The sequence below is a fragment of the Sporichthya polymorpha DSM 43042 genome, from assembly GCF_000384115.1.
GTDB classification, from domain to species: Bacteria; Actinomycetota; Actinomycetes; order Sporichthyales; family Sporichthyaceae; genus Sporichthya; species Sporichthya polymorpha.
Map to the genome: position 1 here is coordinate 3,309,130 of NZ_KB913029.1, position 15,047 is coordinate 3,324,176.

The 15,047-nt window shown below is 72.7% G+C and carries 13 protein-coding genes; 4 read left to right on the forward strand and 9 right to left on the reverse strand.

Annotated elements, in window-relative coordinates:
- Window positions 1–71: 71 nt before the first annotated feature.
- Genes SPOPO_RS0116145 through SPOPO_RS0116180 form a run of 8 tightly spaced genes read right to left on the reverse strand, consistent with a single transcriptional unit; the run spans window position 72 to window position 10,050 of the window.
- On the reverse strand, window positions 72–1,202 hold the full coding sequence (locus SPOPO_RS0116145) for an acyl-CoA dehydrogenase family protein (protein WP_033385079.1): 1,131 nt from the start codon (window positions 1,200–1,202) through the stop codon (window positions 72–74).
- Window positions 1,202–3,844 carry an NAD-dependent epimerase/dehydratase family protein gene (locus tag SPOPO_RS0116150; RefSeq protein WP_019875916.1) on the reverse strand — a complete coding sequence of 881 codons (2,643 nt, stop codon included), beginning with the start codon at window positions 3,842–3,844 and terminating at the stop codon, window positions 1,202–1,204. The genes SPOPO_RS0116145 and SPOPO_RS0116150 overlap by 1 nt, the downstream gene beginning before the upstream one ends.
- Window positions 3,841–4,533: an ABC transporter ATP-binding protein gene (locus SPOPO_RS0116155; RefSeq protein ID WP_028984837.1), complete on the reverse strand. Its 693-nt coding sequence runs from the start codon at window positions 4,531–4,533 to the stop codon at window positions 3,841–3,843. Before SPOPO_RS0116155 ends, SPOPO_RS0116150 begins: the two co-directional genes overlap by 4 nt.
- 1 nt (window position 4,534) lies before the next feature.
- Entirely contained in the window at window positions 4,535–6,445 is a 1,911-nt protein-coding gene (locus SPOPO_RS0116160) for a branched-chain amino acid ABC transporter permease (RefSeq protein WP_156869941.1), read from the reverse strand.
- Window positions 6,427–6,855: a hypothetical protein gene (locus SPOPO_RS0116165; protein WP_156869943.1), complete on the reverse strand. Its 429-nt coding sequence runs from the start codon at window positions 6,853–6,855 to the stop codon at window positions 6,427–6,429. Before SPOPO_RS0116165 ends, SPOPO_RS0116160 begins: the two co-directional genes overlap by 19 nt.
- 14 nt (window positions 6,856–6,869) lie before the next feature.
- Entirely contained in the window at window positions 6,870–7,232 is a 363-nt protein-coding gene (locus SPOPO_RS0116170) for a hypothetical protein (protein WP_019875920.1), read from the reverse strand.
- Entirely contained in the window at window positions 7,220–8,503 is a 1,284-nt protein-coding gene (locus tag SPOPO_RS0116175) for a hypothetical protein (protein ID WP_020629232.1), read from the reverse strand. The genes SPOPO_RS0116170 and SPOPO_RS0116175 overlap by 13 nt, the downstream gene beginning before the upstream one ends.
- Window positions 8,504–8,532: 29 nt before the next feature.
- Entirely contained in the window at window positions 8,533–10,050 is a 1,518-nt protein-coding gene (locus tag SPOPO_RS0116180) for an ABC transporter substrate-binding protein (protein WP_019875921.1), read from the reverse strand.
- A gap of 106 nt (window positions 10,051–10,156) precedes the next feature.
- On the opposite strand from SPOPO_RS0116180, the gene SPOPO_RS29985 reads away from it, so the two are divergent.
- Genes SPOPO_RS29985 through SPOPO_RS0116200 form a run of 4 tightly spaced genes read left to right on the forward strand, consistent with a single transcriptional unit; the run spans window position 10,157 to window position 14,398 of the window.
- Window positions 10,157–10,933 carry an enoyl-CoA hydratase/isomerase family protein gene (locus SPOPO_RS29985; protein WP_019875922.1) on the forward strand — a complete coding sequence of 259 codons (777 nt, stop codon included), beginning with the start codon at window positions 10,157–10,159 and terminating at the stop codon, window positions 10,931–10,933.
- A 55-nt stretch (window positions 10,934–10,988) separates the two neighbouring features.
- Window positions 10,989–12,137 carry a thiolase family protein gene (locus SPOPO_RS0116190; protein WP_028984838.1) on the forward strand — a complete coding sequence of 383 codons (1,149 nt, stop codon included), beginning with the start codon at window positions 10,989–10,991 and terminating at the stop codon, window positions 12,135–12,137.
- Window positions 12,137–12,907 carry an SDR family NAD(P)-dependent oxidoreductase gene (locus SPOPO_RS0116195; RefSeq protein ID WP_019875924.1) on the forward strand — a complete coding sequence of 257 codons (771 nt, stop codon included), beginning with the start codon at window positions 12,137–12,139 and terminating at the stop codon, window positions 12,905–12,907. The genes SPOPO_RS0116190 and SPOPO_RS0116195 overlap by 1 nt, the downstream gene beginning before the upstream one ends.
- Before the next feature lie 12 nt (window positions 12,908–12,919).
- The gene (locus SPOPO_RS0116200) at window positions 12,920–14,398 is read left to right on the forward strand and encodes an AMP-binding protein (RefSeq protein WP_028984839.1); all 1,479 of its coding nucleotides are present in this window, start codon (window positions 12,920–12,922) and stop codon (window positions 14,396–14,398) included.
- Between the two features lie 30 nt (window positions 14,399–14,428).
- On the opposite strand, the gene SPOPO_RS0116205 is transcribed toward SPOPO_RS0116200, so the two are convergent.
- Entirely contained in the window at window positions 14,429–15,043 is a 615-nt protein-coding gene (locus tag SPOPO_RS0116205) for a TetR/AcrR family transcriptional regulator (protein WP_019875926.1), read from the reverse strand.
- Window positions 15,044–15,047 lie beyond the last annotated feature (4 nt).

Consider the following 15,047-nt stretch of genomic DNA (forward strand, 5'->3'; position numbering starts at 1 on the left):
CATCTCTTGTGCACGTGCACTGAAGATGTCATCTCCAGTGCAGGGGCGGGCGACGAGGCAGGGGCGAGGGGTCAGGAGGCAGCGGCGGCGACCTGGCGTTCGAGGACGGAGACGGCGCGTTCGCGCCAGTAGGACGGAGAGCCGAAGAGGACCTCGTCGGCCTTCGCGCGCCGGAGGTAGAGGTGGCAGACGTGCTCCCAGGTGAAGCCGATGCCGCCGTGGACCTGGAGGCAGTCCTGGGCGACCTTGACGGCGGCGTCGGCGCAGTGGCCCGCGGTCGTGGCGCAGACGAGCTCGGCCTCGTCGTCGGTCGGGTCGGCACCGCGGCCGTCGTCGAGGATCCCGGTGGCGCTCCACAGCAGGCTGCGTGAGCCCTCGACGGCGAGGAGCATGTCCGCGCACAGGTGCTTGATCGCCTGGAACGACCCGATCGGCTTGCCGAACTGGACGCGGACCTTCGCGTACTCGACGGCGAGGTCGAGGCACGCCTGCGCGAGGCCGACCTGCTCGGCGGCGAGGAGGACGGCCGCGGTCCGCGACCAGGTCAGCAACGCCTCGGCGGCGGGGACGCCCTCGAGCAACAGGGTCGCGGGCGCGGAGGACAGGGTCACGGTCCCGACCGGACGCAGCAGGTCGAGGCCGCCGTGGACCTCGACGGTGGCGACGCCGGGCTCCACCACGAACAGCCCCGGCCCGTCGGGGGTCGTCGCGCTGACGACCAGCCGCGCGCCCACCGGGTCGGTCACGTAGCACTTGACGCCGGTGAGCTCCCACCCGTCGCCGGCCGGGACCGCGCTCGTCTCGGGGGCTGCGAGCCAGCCCGCGGAGCCCTCCGCGAGCGCGACCGTGACGACCGATCCCGCGGCCGCGTCGGCGAGCAGCGCCGGAACCGACGGGGCACCGGTGGCCGCGAGCAACGAGACCGCGACACCCACCGACAGCAACGGCGACGGCGCGAGGGCGACACCGCACTCCTCGAGCGCGGCCGCGAGGTCACCGGGCGATCCACCCTGACCGCCGAGTTCCTCGCCGACGTGCAGCGTCGGCAGCCCGACCTTCACCAACGCGGACCACAGCGCCTCGGACGGGCCGGAGTCCAGCGCCGCCCGCACCTGCTCGGGGCTCGCGTGGTCGGCCAGCACGTCGCGCACGGCCTCGCGCAGCGCGGTGCGGTCCTCGTTCTCGCCCTCCACAGCGGGCATCAGTTCTCCCCGTCGGGTCGGGCGCCGATCTCAAGTCCGTCGCTCAGCACGGTAACCCGGCCGGTGCTGCCGTCCACCTCGACGGTCTGCCCGGTCCGGAGCCGGCGGCTCGCCGCCGGCACCGAGACGACGCAGGGAATCCCGCACTCCCGCGCGACGACCGCCGCGTGCGACATCTGCCCACCGGTGTCGGTGATGACGGCGGCCGCGAGACCGAAGTACGGCGTCCAGCCGGCGTCGGTGTAGGCCGCGACGAGGATCTCGTCGGGCTCCAGATCCTCGAGGGCGTCGGCGTCGAGCACCCGGACCGTCCCGCGCACGACCCCGGGAGAGACGCCGATCCCCGTCGCCGTGTCGCCGGCGTGCAGGGACTCGTCGGCGGCCTCGGGCTCCCACGTCCTCGAGAAGAACGTCGGGACGCGGATGCTCTTCAGCCGCTCCCGCTCGGCCCGCCGTCGCGCGACCACCGCGCGCGCGTCCGCCGGGGGTGCGAGCAACTGATCGAACGTCAGGTAGAACGCGTCGTCGGGACCGTCGAGGACACCGGCGGTCATCAGCCGCCGGCCCCGTTCCAACGCGGCGAGCCGATAACCGTGGGTGCCCCGGACCCAGGCGTCGCGCCCGAGCTCGCGGTCGTGCTGCAGCCGGTGGCACCAGGCGGCGAGCGGCCGCAGGTGGGCCGGGACCGCGGGCGGAGGCGTCAGCGCGCGGGGCGGGTGCTGCGCCAGCTTCGCGATCACCTCCAGGAACCGGTGCGGGGCGACGGCGAAGACGTCGCTCGCGAGCTCCAGCTCCCGCGGGCCCCGGTGCCCGTGCTCGGCCAGCGCGGCGCGGACCCGCTCGGCGAAAGCCGGATGCGTCCGGGCCAGCACGGCCGGGGCGGCCGGGCCGTCGGCCAGCGCGGCGGTCACGGCCGCGGGGAGAGTGCCGTCGGCGCGGACCTCGTCGGCCAGCCGGCCCGCGGCCCGCAGCGCCGCGGCGCTCGCGAGGTCGGTGTCGTCCGCCCGTCCGGTGATGAGCACGTCGAGGCCGCGCTGCTCCAGCGCACTTGCGACCGCCGCCACGAACGCGGCCGCGTTCGAGGACACCGTCGACGCGTCGATCGTGACGTCGTGCAGCAGCCCGAGCCGGGCGATCAGCTGCTCGTCGGTCAGTTCGCGCAGTGCACCGGGGTCGAGCACCACGCCGCGCACCTCCCGGTCCACACGCTCCGACTCCCGCCGGACCGCCGCGATCGCGCGCACGGCGGCGGCACCGATGCGGGCCTTGTCCCGCACGCTCAGAGCGAAGTGAGGCGCCGTCACCTTGGCGTCGCCGAACAGCGACTCCCACCCGGCGTCCTCGCTCGCGCCGGGCATCGCGTTGGACAGGGCGACGATCACCGACATGTTGGCGAACACGCCGTGGCCGAACGACGCGGTCGAGCGGTCCGCGACCAGTTCCGCGATCTCGTGGGGGAGTTGAACCAGATCGCCCATCGCGGCCCCCGCGGTGCGCATGCAGTTCAACGAGAGCTCGAGGGCCAGCGGCGTCATCGGCCCCGGCATCGCCTCGGAGGTGTTCGCCGAGGAGTAGTCCGGCAGCGCCGGGTCGACGAGGGAGTCGAACTCGCCGTTGAGCCCCTCCGGACCGGCCGGATACATCGACTCCGTGACCGGCGCCGCCGGCCGGACGTGCCCCCGGTACCCGAACGGCGAGCGGGCCGGCAGCGCGCGGCCGAGGATGTGGGTCCGCCCCGCCGCTGCCCGCGCGAAGTCCTCGACGCACTCGCGCGAGGTCCACGCGCAACGGAAGCCCAGTTCGTCCAAGCGCGCGGGGTCGACGATCGGGAACCACAGCAGGCCCCGGAAGCTGCCCGGGTCGAGTTCGCCCACCCCGGCCCGCCACAATCCGGCGACCAGCTTCTCCAGCGCGGACCGCGAGAGCTCCACGTACCGGCGTCCGAGGATCGACGCGATCTCACGCATCGTCAGGGTGTCGGGGGCGGCGAGGTTCACCGGCCCCGCCCAGCGCTCCCCGACCGCCTGGGCGAAGAACCGCCCGACGTCCTCGGGGTGCACGAACTGCATCGTGTTCGTGTAACCCTTCACCCCCGGGAGCACCGGCGTCGCGAAGTTCGACGCGATGATGTTGTCCGCCGAACGCCCGATCACGGTCCCGGCGCGCACCATCAGCGCGTCCAGCCCGGCCTCGACGATCATCCGCTCCGCGTCGACCTTGTGGAGCGAGTAGAAGCTCTCCGGATCCGGCCGCTGCGGGGAGGTCTCGCTCAGTCGTGGCGGGTTGTCCGGGTGGCACCCGTAGGACATCACGCTGGACGCGAATACCAGTCGCTTCACGCCGTGCGCGTTCATGGCGTCGACGACGTTGCGCGTCCCGCCGAGGTCGATGCTGCGGGTGATCGAGACGTCCTTGTTCGGCACCAGGTTCCACGCGAGGTGGACGACCGCGTCCATGCCCTCGACGGCGCGCCGGACCCCGTCGGCGTCGCGGATGTCCGCGGCGCGGTAGTCGGCCATGCCCGCCGGCAGCCGTTCGGGCCGCGACCGAGACAGGCCGACGACCTCGTGCCCGTGCAGCGCGAGGCGCCGGACGACGTCCCGGCCGAACACCCCGGACGCCCCGGTGACGAGGACCCTCACGCACCCACCCCCATGTACTCGGCGAAGATCGCCGAGCTGTCCAGTTCGCCGGGCTCGCCGCGGAAGGCGACGCGCCCGTGGTTGAGCAGGAAGACGTAGTCCGCGATCTCCAGCGCCCGCGTCACGTACTGCTCGACGAGCAGCAGTGCGACGCCCTCGGAGGCGAGCCGGCGCAGGAACTCGAAGATCTCGTCGACGACCTTGGGCGCGAGCCCCATCGACACCTCGTCGAGCAGGACGTAGGCGGGGGACGAGACGTAGGACTTCGCGAGCGCGAGCATCTGCTGCTCACCGCCGCTCATCGTCCCGGCGAGCTGGGACAGCCGCTGCCCGAGCCGCGGGAACGCGGCGGTGGCCTTCTCGATCCCGTCGCCGACGTTCTTGCCCCGCGCCTGCACCAGCAGGTTCTCGCGCACCGTCAGCGACGGGAACACCCCACGACCCTCGGGGACGTGGCAGACCCCGGCCCGCGAGACCGCGTCGGCCCCGCGCGGGAACGGCCGGCCGTCGACGGTGATCCGCCCGCTGCTCGGCCGCAGCAGTCCGCTCGCGACCCGCAACGTCGTGGTCTTCCCGGCCCCGTTCGGCCCGAGCAGCGCGACGACGCTGCCGCGCGGCACCCACAACGACAGGTCGCGCAGCACGGTGACGCCGCCGTACCCGGCGCGGACGTCGGTCAGTTCGAGCACGTCACGCCCCCCGCGCCGCAGTGACGCGAGCCCGCACCGGCCCACCCCGGGCCCGGAGCGACTCCCGGGTGCTGGCGAGCGCCTCGCCGCCGCCGACGCGGCCGGTCGGACGCCCCGTCAGCAGAACGGCGGCGATCGCGGCGAGGCCGAAGCCGGGGAGGAACAGTTTGGTGACGTCGGGGTCGCTGACGTACCCGTAGGGCAGCGTCAGCAGCGCCGCGGCGAAGATCGGCGCGGTCACCGCGCCGCGCCCACTGATCGCGAGCACCGAGAGCCAGAGCAGGGACGTGATCGGGAAGAACGCCTGGCTGGACGTCGACAGCCCCTGTGCGCCGAGCAGCGCCCCGGCGATCGCGGCCATCCACGCCGAGATGCAGAACACCAGCACCTTGGTGACGTTGACGCTCGTCCCGGCCGTCGCCAGGGCCAGCGGGCTGTCGGACATCGCCTGCAGCAGGCGCCCGAGCCGCCCCGCGTTGATCGCCGCCACGAGGGCCAGCGCGACCACCGCCGCCACGAGCAGCACGTAGTAGAAGGACCGGTCGGAGGTGAACCCGCTCGGTCTCGCGACCGGCTGATTGTTCAGCGCCCCGAACATGAAGTCGGTCGTGAACAGCAACTGCTGGATGAGCACCCCGAAGCCGAGTGTCGCCAGCGCGAGGTAGATGCCGGTGAGCCGGATGGCGGGCAGCGCCACGAGCGCGCCGGCCGGGACCGCGACGAGCCCGACCCCGAACAGCGCGAGCAGCCACGGCACCCCCGCGTCCTGCAGGTGGTGGAAGGTCGTACCGCCGAGTGCCGCGAACGCCGCGTGGCACAGCGAGATCTGACCCGACGTCCGCACGAGCAGGTTGAGGGAGGCGAACAGGACGACGAACGCCGCGGCGGTCGCGTACAGCGGCAGCCGGGCGCCGACCAGGTCGGGGACCAGCACCGCCCCGACGAGGGCGAGCACCAGCAGCGGCGCCTTCGCCGGGCCGGGGATGATCTGCAGCGGCGGGGCCAGACGGCGGTCCGCGCCGGCGGCGCCGAGCCGCGACGACCGCACCGTCACCAGGACGACCACCAGCACGAGGAACGGCACGGCGGTCGGCAGACCGGACAGCGACTGGTACTGCGCGACCTCCTTGCCGACCAGCGCCTGCGCGACGCCGATCCCGAGTCCGCCGAGCAAGGTCAGCGGCAGGCTGCGGAACAGCCCGACCGCGGCGGCGCCGAACGCCTGCAGGACCAGCAGTGAGAGGAACAGCGCGTCGAGCCCGGAGGTCGGCGCGATGAGGATGCCCGACAGCGCCGCGAACACCGATCCCGTCACCCACGCCGTCCGGCGCACCCACGCGGTGCTGGTGCCCGCGAGCGCCAGCAGGTCCGGGTTGTCGACGACCGCGCGCATCTGCGTGCCGAGCGCCGAGAACCGGAAGAACACCACCAACGCGCCGACCGCGCCGAGCGCGATGAGGAAGGTCGCGAGCTGGTCGTAGCCGACGACGATGCCGGCGAGCGGGAACCCATCGGTCGGCAGGAAGCCGGGGAACACGAGCGGGGTCGCGCCGTAGTGCGCAATCAGCAGACCGACGATGCCGATCTGCAGCCCGATCACCGCCACGACCTTGTACGCCACGGTGGTCTCGGCCAGGCGACGCGCGAGCAACTCGAGCAGCAGCCCGAACAACGGCGCCACGACCCCGAGCACGAGCAGCAGCGACAACCACGCCGGCAGCCCCTGCTTCGCCCGGAACTCGTAGTAGGCGTACGCCCCGAGCGCGCCGGTCGACCCGTGGGCGAGGTTGAACACGCCGCTGGTGACGTAGGTGAGCGTCAGGCCGGTCGCGGTCAGCGCGTAGATCGCGCCCGACGCGAGCCCGACGACGAGGACGGCGAGATAGGCGTCCATCAGCCGCAGATCCCGCACGCCGGCGCCCCGGCCGGGGCGGGGGAGGTCGGCTTCCCGGAGACCAGCGGGCACTCCGGCCGGTGGGCCCGGGTCATGCCGGCGGCGACGACCAGTCCGTCGCCGACGGGAGCAGACGGGACGTCAGAACTCAGCCACGACCGCGAGCCCAGCGCCGCGAACTGAGCCGACCGCCGCTCGGCGACCCGTCGCCGGGCCCGGGACAGGGTCCGGCCGGCGAGGATCCAGTAGCCGAGGACCGCCGCGGTGCCGAGGTTCAGCCACGGCAACTGCTCGCCGGGATCGCCCTCGCCCGAGGCCTGCCACCAGCACAGGACCAGGGCGGCGATCGCGAGCACACCGACGACCCCGACCCACCACGTCTCGCGGGGGAGCCAGGGCACGGCGGGTGCCGCGGAGGGGGAGGTCACCGGGGCCGTCACTCTCAAGCGTGCTCGCGCGCCGGGGACGGGATGTCGTGGGCGTTGCGCTCGGCCGGGGCCGTGGCCGGCAGCGCCCCGGGCGCCAGGTTGCGCAGGATCTCGTTCTGCTCGAGGACGGCGGCCTCGACGGCGTCCATCTTCCGCCACTCGTCGCGGAGGTCGGCCGACAGCCACAGCGTGGTCGCGGTCGCGAGCGCGAACAGACCACCGAGCCCGCAGGAGATCAGGTAGGGGATCTGACCCGCGACGATGCCCTGGTCGCTGACGCCGAACCAGCCGACGACCAGCAGGACCACGCCGACCACCGCGGCCAGCACCGCGGCCGCGCGGTCGGGCTGGGAGCGGACGAACGTCACCGGGTCCACGGGACGACCTTTCGCAACGGGGAGACGAGACCGCTCGAGACGAGCAACGCCAGCCCGGCCAGGCCGAGGACGGCGTAGAACGACAGCACCGACCCGGAGGAGAACCACCCGGTGCGGATCACCTGCGTCGCCGGCGAGGCGAGGTTGACGGTGGGCGCGGTGCCCGGGACGACGCCGGTGCTCGGCACCAGACCCGGCGCCCCGGCCGCGTCGACCCCGGGCACGGGTGCGGCGGGCACGGCGCCGGGCGAGGTGGCCGCGTCGACCGGGGACGTCGCCGGCCCGGCGGCGGTGTCGAAGCTCTGCGCGTCGGCGCTGGCGGTGACCTGCCCGAACACCCAGCGGGTGATGACCGGCAGCCCGCTCTGCGGGTCCTGCTGCGTCATCGTGATCTGCAGGCCGGCCGAGGTGATGCTCGTCTTCGTGCGCGTCTCCGTGATCCAGGTCAGCTCGATGCCCGCGTTCTTCAGGATCGCGTTGATCGCGCTGACGTCCACCGGCGTGCTGTTCGCGGGGCTGGTGAAGCCCTTGGGTCCGAAGCTGACCGGCGTCCCCGCGACCGAGATCGTCCCGATGCCGAAGGTGCTGTCCGGGTTGAACGTTCCGCTCGGGTTCACCGTCGCGGCGGCGGTGGCGGTCAGGCCCGAGAGCTGCAGCAGCCCACCGGCGACGTTGATGCCCGTCGCCTCCGACGTCCCGACCGCCGACGTCAGACCGTCGGCGTCCTGCGCGGCCCGGGCGATCGCGGCGACGTGACCCACCGTCAGCCCGACCCCGCCCTGGACGCTGGAACTCCCTGAACTCGCCTTCGCCTCCGCGCTGCTCGGGCCGCAGGTCGAGGTCATCGTGTAGGGGAGTGAGCCCGGCAGGCCGGCCCCCTCGGTGTCGGGGACCTTCGTGGTCCGGTTGTCGTCGGTGCACCGGGAGTTGGCGACCATCGGGTAGCCGGGCACCGCGAACGGCAACGGGTACCCCTGATCGGCGGCGAGACCACCGATGAGCCCGGGTGCCGCCGCGGCCAGGCTGCCCGGGTACGGATAGCTGGCGAATGCCTGCTGCTCGACCGACGACGAGGACGCCTGCGCCATCGGCGCGGTCACGTCGATCGGGCTCTGCTCCACCGGGAACGCCTCGGAGGAGATCGTGAACCGCAACCCCTGGGCCGCGGCGCTCGCCTGGTAGCTCCCGGCGGCGGTCGCGCTGCCGGTCGTCGTCGCGATCGCGCCGGCCGCCCCCGTCGCGAGCAGGACGACCGCGAGCCCGGCGCGCACCGCACGCCGTCTCCCGGTCCGGGGCTCCGTCACTTCCGGCATGTCTGCTTCAGTCCGTTCGGGGCCGTGAACGCACCGCCGTCGCGGGCGACCTGCAGGAACCAGCACTTGGAGTCGGGGGTCTTCTCCCCGGTCGTGAAGTTCGCAGGCGCGATGGCGCCGCCGAGGGTCTCCTTCTTGATGCCGCTCGCGGCCTGCAGCAGGGCGGCCGACGTGACGGACGGACTCTTCTGGGCGACCTCGGTGACGAAGCGCTCGAACAGCAGCCCGGCGGTGAAGCCGATGACCGCGGACGGGCCCGGCGGCTTGCCGTCGCCATAGCGCTGATACGCCGTCAGGTACCGCTGATAGGTGGGGTTCTGGGCGTCCTTGCCGGTGATGCCGTCGAACGGCATGACCGGCATGCTCAGGACGATGTTGCCGAGTCCGGCCTTCTTGGGTGTGTCCGGGTAGACGCTGGCGTAGGGCTGCGACCAGACCGGGTTGTAACCCTGGCGGGCGCACGACTGGCCCATGCGCTGCAACCCGGACGGGTCGACGACCGCCATCACGACCGTCACCCCGGCGGACTTCATCGCGGAGCACTCGCTGGTGAAGTCCAGCTGGGTGAGGCTGAACTGCTTGCTGTACGCGAGCTCGAGACCGTTCTTCTGCGGGAACTGGTTGTCGATCCACCACTTCTTGCCCTCGGCGCAGGTCTGCGCCTCTTGGCAGTAGAGAAATCCGAGCTTCTTGTTCTCCGTTCCCGCGCGGGCCGCCTCGTAGGCGAGCATCCAGTAGTTGGACTCCACCGACGGGCACTGGTTGAAGAACACCGGCGAGTCGTTCCAGGTGCTGGAGCCGCAGTCACCGCCGATCGACGGCACACCCTTGGACTCCAGGTACTTCTGCATGCCGCGGTTGCTCAGCGGCGACAGGGAGCCGACGAGCGCGACCGCGCCCTCGTTCTCCACACACGTGCGCGCGTGCGCGAGCGCGACGTTCGGGTCGGAGTTCGAGTCCTTCACGACCACGCGGATCTTGTGGCCGGCCACCCCGCCCCGGGAGTTCACGTCTCCGACCCACGACTGCAGGCCGGCGATGCCCTGGGCGAACGCGGCGCCGGCCGGACCCCCGAGCTCGGACACCGAACACACCGTCAGGGGCTTGTTGTCGGTCTTCAGGGCGGCGGTCGCGGGGCCGCTCTTCCTCCCACCGCCCGAGCCGCCGGTCCCGGGCGCCGTCGTCGCGGTGGTCGTTCCGGGCCGGGCGGCGGTGCCGCCGGCGGCGGGGGTCGCTCCCGGCTGCGCGCCGGGGGCCGCGGCGTTCGGGTCGACCGCCGGGGCGCCGGGATCGGCCGGGACGGCGCCGGGGACGCCCCCGGAGATGTCCGACGGCGCACCGCCGGGCTCGCTGCCCGGGACCGCCGTGACCGTCCCGCCGTTCATCGCGACGAGCTCGTCCTGGGTCAGTCGCGTCCCGCACCCGGCCAGCAGGACCAGCGCCAGCGCCGATGCCAGCGCCGGCGCGACGACGGTGGGGAAGGCGCGGATTCGGGGGCCGGACATGCATCTCCCGGGCGTGCGGAAACGGGACGTCTGCTGAAGCAGGACGATACGTGCCGCACGTCACTTCGGGAAGCGAAGAGTGAAGATAATTTGTAGAGTTGTCGCCATGACCGACGAGACGGCACCGGTTCGCGTGCAGGTCGCCGACGGTGTGGCGACGCTGTCGCTGAACCGGCCGCACCGGCACAACGCCATCGACGACGCGCTCCACGAGCAGCTGGTCGAGGCGTGGGACGCCGTCGTCGCGGATCCGGACGTCCGCGTCATCCTGCTCCGCGGCGAGGGGCGCTCGTTCTGCTCCGGCCGCGACACCGCCCAGCTGGGGGAGCGGCCGGCGGGGGAGAGCGACCGTGCGTTCATCCGCCGTCACCAGGAGTTCCGCGAGCGGCAGCTGAGCGCGCCCAAGCCGGTCGTCGCCGCGCTGCGCGGTGCGACGTTCGGGGGCGGGCTGGAGCTGGCGCTGGCCGCGGACCTGCGGGTCGCCGCCACCGACGTCCAGCTGGCGTTCCCGGAGATTCGGTTCGGCCTGATGGTCGACACCGGCGGGACGCCGCTGACGACGATGCTCGCCGGGCCCTCGCGCGCGAAGTGGATGCTGATGACCGGTCGCACCGTCGGCGCCGAGCAGGCGCTGGCGTGGGGGCTGGTCGACGAGGTCGTCGAGCCCGAGCGGCTCGACGAGGTCGCGGCGACGCTCGCGGCCGAGCTCGCGGACAAGCCGTCCGACGCCCTCGCGCTGATCAAGAGCACCGTCGACGGCATCTGGGACGGCGCGGTCCGCGCCGCCCTGCGCGCCGAGCTCGCCGGCCAGGTCGCGCTGTTCGCGGGGGAGGACTACCGCGCCCGCAAGCAGGCCCGCCTACGTCGTCCTGACCTGAGCTAAAATCGATACAGGATTTTTCGCCCGCCATCTTTCCCCTGAGCAGTGAGGATCTTCCATGGTTGACGCAGTGATCGTCGAGGCCGTCCGGACCCCGGTCGGTAAGCGGAACGGAGGCCTCGCCGGCGTCCACCCCGTCGACCTCTCGGCGCTCGTGCTGAACGAGCTCGTCCGCCGCGCGGGCGTCGACCCGGCCGAGGTCGAGGACGTCGTCTGGGGCGTCGTGGGCCAGTTCGGCGAGCAGACCTACGACACCGCGCGCATGGCGGTGCTCGCGGCCGGCTGGCCGGAGGAGATCCCCGGCGTCACCGTCGACCGCCAGTGCGGTTCGTCGCAGCAGGCGATCCACTTCGCCGCGCAGGCCGTGATGTCTGGCGCAGCCGACGTCATCGTCGCCGGTGGTGTCGAGTCGATGACGCGCATCCCCATGGGCGCGACGATCTCGGCCGACTCCAACCCGTACACCGCGAAGGGCTGGATGGACCGCTACGGCGAGGTCCCGAACCAGGGCATCGGCGCCGAGATGATCGCCGAGCGTTGGGGCCTGACGCGCACTCAGCTCGACGAGTTCAGCCTCCGTAGCCACGAGCGCGCCGCGGCTGCGCAGGACCGCGGGGCCTTCGAGGCCGAGATCGTTGCCGTGCCGACGGACGAGGGCGACTTCAGCGTCGACCAGGGCATTCGGCGCGGCGGTTCGGTCGAGAAGCTCGCCGGCCTGCAGCCGGCCTTCAAACCGGACGGCGTCATCCACGCCGGCAACTCCTCGCAGATCTCCGACGGCGCGGCCGCACTGCTCGTGATGAGCAGCGAGAAGGCGAAGGCGCTCGGCCTGACGCCGATCGCGCGCTACCACACCGGCGTGCTTGCCGGGGCCGACCCGATGATCATGCTGACCGCCCCGATCCCGGCGACGGAGAAGGCCCTCAAGCGCAGCGGCCTGTCGATCGGCGACATCGGCGCGTACGAGGTCAACGAGGCGTTCGCCCCGGTCCCGATGGCGTGGGCCAAGGACCTCGGCGCCGACGACGAGCGCCTGAACCCCAACGGCGGCGCGATCGCGATCGGTCACCCGCTCGGTGGCTCCGGCGCCCGCATCGCCACCACGCTGCTGCACCACATGCGGCGCGAGGGCATCCGCTACGGCCTCCAGACCATGTGCGAGGGCGGCGGCCAGGCGAACGCGACGATCTTCGAGCTGCTCGGCTGATGGAGATCACCGGGAAGTCGGCACTCGTCACCGGCGGCGCCGGCGGCCTCGGTGAGGCGACGGTCCGCCGGTTGGTGGCCGAGGGCGCGAAGGTCGTCATCGCCGACCTCGCCGACGACAAGGGCGCGAAGCTGGCGGCCGACCTCGGCGGGTCCGCGGTGTACGTCCGCACGGACGTCACCGACGAGGCGTCGGTTCACGCGGCCCTCGACGCGGCGGCCGAGCTCGGTGAGCTCCGCGTCGCGGTGAACAGCCACGGCGGGCCGGTCGCGGGGATGCGCGTGCTGAACCGCGACGGCTCGCCGATGCCGCAGGAGCTGTTCGACCGGACGGTGTCGCTGTACCTGTCGGGGACCTTTCAGGTCCTGCGGCTCCCGGCGGCCCGGATGGCGGCGCTCGAGCCGCTGGAGTCCGGCGTCCGCGGGCTGGTCGTCAATACCGCGAGCATCGCGGCGTTCGAGGGGCAGGTCGGGCAGAGCGACTACAGCGCGGCGAAGGCCGGCGTCCACGGGCTGACGCTCGTCGCGGCGCGCGACCTGTCGGCCGTCGGGATCCGCGTCGTCACCATCGCGCCGGGGACCTTCTTCACCCCGGCGTTCCGGATGGAGGAGGACCAGGCGCAGGAGCTCTGGGGCAAGTCCGTGCCGTTCCCCAAGCGGATGGGCCGCGCCTCCGAGTACGCCGATCTCGTCGCGTTCCTCGCCCGCAACGACTACGTCAACGGCGAGACGATCCGCATCGACGGCGCGCAGCGCTTCGGTCTGAAGTAACGCATCCTCACCGTGCACCCCGGGACCTTCGCGGCATCACGGCCGGATCATCCGGCCGTGGTGCTGCACCCGGGCGGGGGTGTCCAGACCTACGCCGAGCTCGACGCCGCCGCGAACCGGTTCGCGCACGCCCTGCGGCGGCTCGGGCTGCGGCCGGGCGACCGGATCGCGATCCTGCTCCCGAACGGCCTGCGCTACCTGGAGATCGCGTGGGCGGCCCAGCGCAGCGGGCTGTACTACGTCCCGGTCAATCACCACCTGAAGCCGGCGGAGACCGAGTACATCGTCCGCGACTGCGGGGCGAAGCTGCTGGTGGGTTCGTCGGAGCTCGTGGCCGGCGTCGCCTTCGACGGCCCCGTCGTCACGGTCGACGGCAACTACGACGAGCTCTGTGCGGTCGAGCCGCCGACGCTGCCGGACGACGCGGCCGAGGGCGTCTGGATGTTCTACTCGTCCGGCACGACCGGCCGGCCGAAGGGGATCGTGCCCGACGCCGTCGGCGACCCGCTCGGGACGTTGAAGCCGTTCGACCACATCGTCCGCCACCACTTCGGGTACGACGAGAACCTGCGCTACCTCGTCCCCGCACCGCTGTACCACGCGGCTCCGCTGGGGTGGTCGATCGCGGCGCACCGCGTGGGCGGCACCGTCGTCGTCCTGGAGCGCTTCGACGCGGAGGAGTGTCTCGCCGCGATCGAGCGGTACCGGATCACCCACGCGCAGTTCGTCCCGACGCACTTCGTGCGGATGCTCAAGCTCCCGCCCGAGGTCCGGGCCCGCTACGACCTGTCCAGCCTGCGGGTCGTCATCCATGCCGCCGCGCCGTGCCCGGTCGACGTCAAGGAAGCGATGATCGACTGGCTCGGCCCGATCGTGACGGAGTTCTACTCCGGCAGCGAGGGCGTCGGGTTCTGCATGATCTCCAGCGAGGAGTGGCTGGCCCACCGTGGATCGGTCGGCCGCCCGGCCCTCGGCGTCCCGCACATCCTCGACGACGACGGCAACGAGCTGACGACGGGTCAGATCGGGCAGATCTGGTTCGACACCCCGAACACGTTCGACTACCACAACGATCCCGACCGCACCGCGCAGTCGTGGAACGACCGCGGCTGGGCGACCTTCGGCGACCTGGGGTACCTCGACGCCGAGGGCTACCTCTACCTCGCCGACCGCCGCGCGGACCTCGTCATCAGCGGGGGAGTGAATCTCTATCCCCGCGAGGCCGAGGACGTGCTCGTGCTGTACCCCGGCGTCGCCGACGTCGCCTGCGTCGGTGTCCCCGACCCGGAGCTGGGGCAGGTCCTCGTCGCCGCCGTCCAGCCGGCCGCCGGAGCCGACGCTGCGGCCCTACCCACCGAGCTCGATGCGTTCGCCCGCGACCGACTCTCCGGCTTCAAGTGCCCCCGCCGCTACGTCGTCGTCGACGAGGTCCCCCGCCTCCCGACCGGCAAGCTCCTCCGCCGCGACCTCCTCACCCGCCTCTTTCAATAAGGGGTGTCACCCCCAGTGTTGATGGTGGGGTCAGCGGGACGCGACGGCGATCGCGGCGAGGCAGAGTTGGACGGAGGTCTCGACGACCTCGTCCCGGGAGAGGTCGGCCGGGTCGCCGCGAAGCCAGTGGGTCAGGGCCTCGGTGACGCCGCTGACGAGGGCGTAGAGCGCGAAGCGGGTCGACGGGACCTCCGGGTCGAGGTCGGCGACAGCGCCGAAGAGTCCGGTGAACCGGTCGAACGCGGCGGTCCGGAGCTCCAGCAGGGCGGGCTCGGACTCGGCCTCGGCGTAGAGGCGGGCCGTCCCGGGTTCGGCCTCCAGGGTCGCGAGCAGCGAGCGGACCGCGTGGCGCAGCCGGCCTTCCAGCTCGGTGGGGACGTCGACGATCTCGCTCGTCGTCCGGGCGTAGAAGTCGTCGAAGAAGGCGGTGAGCAGGTCGACGAGCAGAGCGTCGCGGGTCGCCCAGCTCTCGTAGAAGTAGCGCTTGTTGAGCCCGGCCGCGGCGCAGACGGAGTTGACGGTCGCGGCGGTCGTGCCGCCGGCCGCGATCAGCTCGAGGGCCGCCTCCCGCAGCGCCGCCCGGCGCGCGGCCTGACGCTCGCCGGCGCCGAGGCCGCCATAGGTCTTCTCGGGCGACGTGGTCATGGCG